Source organism: Shewanella sp. 10N.286.52.B9 (assembly GCF_002873635.1).
Lineage (GTDB): Bacteria > Pseudomonadota > Gammaproteobacteria > Enterobacterales > Shewanellaceae > Shewanella.
Genome location: NZ_MCTY01000051.1, coordinates 1 through 3,753, shown reverse-complemented (window position 1 = coordinate 3,753; position 3,753 = coordinate 1). Strand labels below are relative to the sequence as shown.

Genomic DNA, 3,753 nt, shown 5'->3' with positions numbered 1-3,753 from the left:
TCAAGTAGCTAACGAGCAAGTTGTTAGCGAGCAAGTTGTTAGCGAAGTAACAGAAGTAACGTCAAAACCAATTGACGACAAAAAAGCGAAAATTGCGGCTGCCGTTGCACGAGCTAAAGCGAAAAAGCTCGCTGCAACAAATGCAACTGATGATGTCTCTGCCTCTGTTCAAGCTACTAACGAACAAGCTGCTAACGAGCAAGTTGTTAGCGAAGTGGCAAAAGTACAGTCAGAACCCGTTGACGACAAAAAAGCGAAAATTGCAGCCGCTGTTGCTAAGGCCAAAGCGAAAAAACTTGCGCCTAAACATGACGCTGAAAATGAAACTGTATCAGCGCCAGCAAAGCTTAAAGAAGAGCCTGCTCCAACAGAAGCTACTGACGACAAAAAAGCACGAATTGCAGCTGCAGTTGCTAAAGCAAAAGCGAAGAAGCTTGAAAATCAGCGTAAGCTGAGTGAAAAGGAATAAACATGGCATTTAAAATAGCTTCATCTCCACATGTCAGTACCACACTGCAGACCAATAAAGTCATGCTGCGTGTTGCCTACTGTTTAATTCCGGGTATTTTAGCCCAAACCTACTTCTTTGGTATGGGGACTTTGGTACAAATCATTATTGCCGTAGTAACAGCCTTAAGCGCTGAAGCTTGCATAATGAAGTTACGTAATAAATCAATTAAAACAGCCTTAGCAGATAATAGTGCCTTAGTTACAGCTTTATTGATTGCCGTTGCCATACCGCCCTTAACACCTTGGTGGATGACGGTTATAGGCTGTCTTTTTGCTATCGTGATCGTAAAGCATTTATATGGCGGGCTAGGTAATAATATCTTTAATCCTGCCATGGCTGCATATGTTCTGTTACTGGTTTCGTTTCCAGTGCAAATGACCTCATGGGTTGCACCTGCAGAACTTGCTAGCAATCATGTGGGCATTATTGCAGCATTAAATTCAATATTTGAATTATCCAATGTGGATATTCATTTATATCGCCTTGGCATCGACGGTCATACTATGGCGACACCGTTAGACACATTCAAAACTGATTTATCTATGGGGTTAACTAGCGCCGAAAGTTTACAGAAGAATGTTTTTGACGGCATAGCAGGTGTTGGCTGGCTTTGGGTCAATATTGCGTATTTACTTGGTGGCCTTGTGATGTTAAAGCTCAAGGTGATCCGCTGGCAGATCAGTACTGGCATATTATTAGCGATATTTATCTGTGCAGGTGTGGGATTTTTATTAAATCCAAGTACTCATGCTAGCCCATTACTGCATCTGTTTTCTGGTGGCACCATGTTATGTGCTTTCTTTATTGCGACCGATCCTGTTACCGCTGCAACCAGTCCCCGGGGCAGATTGTTATTTGGCGCTATCATAGGCGTGCTTATTTTTGTGATTAGAACCTATGGTGGTTACCCTGATGCGGTCGCCTTTGCAGTTTTACTTGCCAATATGTGTGCCCCATTTATTGATTACTACATTCGTCCGCGCTCATACGGCCATAGAGCAGGAAATTAAACAGGATTTATTATGTCTAATATTATTACACGAAATGGCCTGATACTTGCGATATTTGCTTTGTGTTGCACTGGCTTAGTAGCAAGCGTGAACTATTTAACTGCAGACAGGATTATTGACCAGCAACGCAAGCAACTTACACGCGTGCTGCAACAAATCATACCTCAAGCAATGCATGACAATGCATTAACTGACGATTGTATTGCCGTGATTGATGAAGCATTTTTGGGCAGCGATCAATCGTTATCAGCCTATATTGCTAAACAGGGCGATTTACCTGTTGCAATGGCCATTGAAGCCATTGCCCCTGACGGTTATAACGGTGATATCAAGCTTATTATCGGTGTCGATAACGACAACACCCTACTAGGCGTAAGAACCTTAGCACATCAGGAAACACCTGGCTTAGGTGACAAAATTGATTTAAGAAAATCTGACTGGGTTTTAGCCTTTGCTGGGTTAGTTTTTAATTCAAACGATAAACCATTAGGCGTTAAAAAAGATGGTGGTAACATCGACCAATTTACAGGGGCTACCATTACCCCAAGAGCTTATGTCAAAGCGATTAATAATGCCCTAACCTATGTTAAAAACAACAGGCAAATGCTTTATAGCACCGTAAACCAATGTGGACGAGATCATGACTAATTACCGCGAAATAGCTTGGCAAGGATTATGGAAAAACAATCCCGGATTGGTTCAGTTATTAGGCTTATGTCCGTTATTAGCTGTAACAGCTACGGTAACTAATGCTTTAGGCTTAGGTGTTGCCACACTGCTAGTGCTGGTTGGTTCTAATGTACTGGTATCATTGGTGCGCAACTTTGTTCCAAAAGAAATCCGTATTCCAGTGTTTGTGATGATCATTGCCGCACTAGTAACCTGTGTTCAGCTGTTAATAAATGCTTATGCCTATGGCTTATATCTTTCTTTAGGCATTTTCTTGCCCTTGATTGTCACCAACTGTGTGATCATTGGCCGAGCAGAAGCCTTTGCATCACGCAACAATGTTAGCAGCGCTGCTTTTGATGGGCTCATGATGGGACTTGGGTTTACCGCCATTTTAGTGGTGCTTGGCGGAGTACGTGAAGTTCTTGGTCAAGGCACTTTATTTGATGGTGCTGAGCTGCTGTTAGGTGACTGGGCAAGCGCACTGACGATTCAAGTATTTCAACTCGATAGCCATTTTTTAATTGCAATGTTACCGCCGGGGGCGTTTATCGCCATGGGACTGTTAATTGCCCTTAAAAATGTTATTGATGCAAAACTCGAAAGCCGACAACCAAAACAACAAAGCGAAGCCATAGCGCGCGCCAGAATTACCAAGGTTAGCTAATAGATGAACAAACAAAAACGTTATGAAATGTTAACCCGTCTTCGGGACAATAACCCTAAACCTGAAACTGAATTAAACTTTTCATCGCCGTTTGAACTGCTGGTTGCCGTCACCCTGTCGGCGCAAGCAACCGATGTCAGCGTCAATAAAGCCACTGACAAATTATTCCCTGTCGCCAACACAGCTCAAGGAATTTACGATCTTGGCGTTGATGGCTTAAAAACTTACATTAAAACCATTGGGCTTTATAACAACAAAGCGATAAATGTTATTAAAGCCTGTAAAATGCTAATTGATCAACATGGCGGCGAAGTACCTGAAAATCGAGAGGCATTAGAAGCACTCCCTGGCGTTGGCCGTAAAACTGCCAACGTGGTACTCAACACTGCATTTGGCTGGCTAAAAGATAATGAAGGTAGATATTTTTTAGCTGTTGATACTCACATTCAACGCCTAGCTAATCGCACTGGTTACGCTAAAGGTAAAACGGTTGAGCAAACAGAACAAGCCATTATAAAGAATACTCCACGAAAGACAGAATTCATGTTCGATTTACATCATTGGTTCATTCTCCATGGCCGTTACACCTGTATAGCACGTAAACCCAGATGTGGTTCATGCATTATTAAAGATTTATGCGACTTTAAAGATAAGACTGAATGATTTAATTTACTGCAGTTATAGCTCATCAAATAGTAAATTCATAAGCACGTAAGTTCTTTGTAGTGGCCAATGAATACTGACCACTTGCTTAGAGATGTCCGTAAATCGTTTTTGGACATTTTCGTGTTAGGACTTTGGGTAATCATGGCATTTCAGATTACCCAAAGTATGGATAAGCTCTAAACCTGTGGCCAATTTCAATTGGCCACTACACACCGTGTTTGCGCCGCTCG

At 42.2% G+C, this 3,753-nt stretch carries 4 protein-coding genes and 1 pseudogene; all 5 read left to right on the top strand.

Annotation, left to right across the window (positions count from 1 at the left end; translation table 11 throughout):
* A pseudogene (locus tag BCU91_RS20235) lies at positions 1 to 469 on the top strand (electron transport complex subunit RsxC); the annotation flags it as partial.
* 2 nt (positions 470 to 471) lie between these two features.
* Positions 472 to 1,521, top strand: a complete 1,050-nt coding sequence (gene rsxD / locus BCU91_RS04290; protein ID WP_102437230.1) for an electron transport complex subunit RsxD — start codon at positions 472 to 474, stop codon at positions 1,519 to 1,521.
* A gap of 12 nt (positions 1,522 to 1,533) precedes the next feature.
* Entirely contained in the window at positions 1,534 to 2,169 is a 636-nt protein-coding gene (gene rsxG, locus BCU91_RS04285; protein WP_102530947.1) for an electron transport complex subunit RsxG, read from the top strand.
* Entirely contained in the window at positions 2,162 to 2,857 is a 696-nt protein-coding gene (locus BCU91_RS04280; RefSeq protein WP_076536406.1) for an electron transport complex subunit E, read from the top strand. Before rsxG ends, BCU91_RS04280 begins: the two co-directional genes overlap by 8 nt.
* Positions 2,858 to 2,860: 3 nt before the next feature.
* Positions 2,861 to 3,520, top strand: a complete 660-nt coding sequence (gene nth / locus BCU91_RS04275) for an endonuclease III (protein WP_102530946.1) — start codon at positions 2,861 to 2,863, stop codon at positions 3,518 to 3,520.
* Positions 3,521 to 3,753 lie beyond the last annotated feature (233 nt).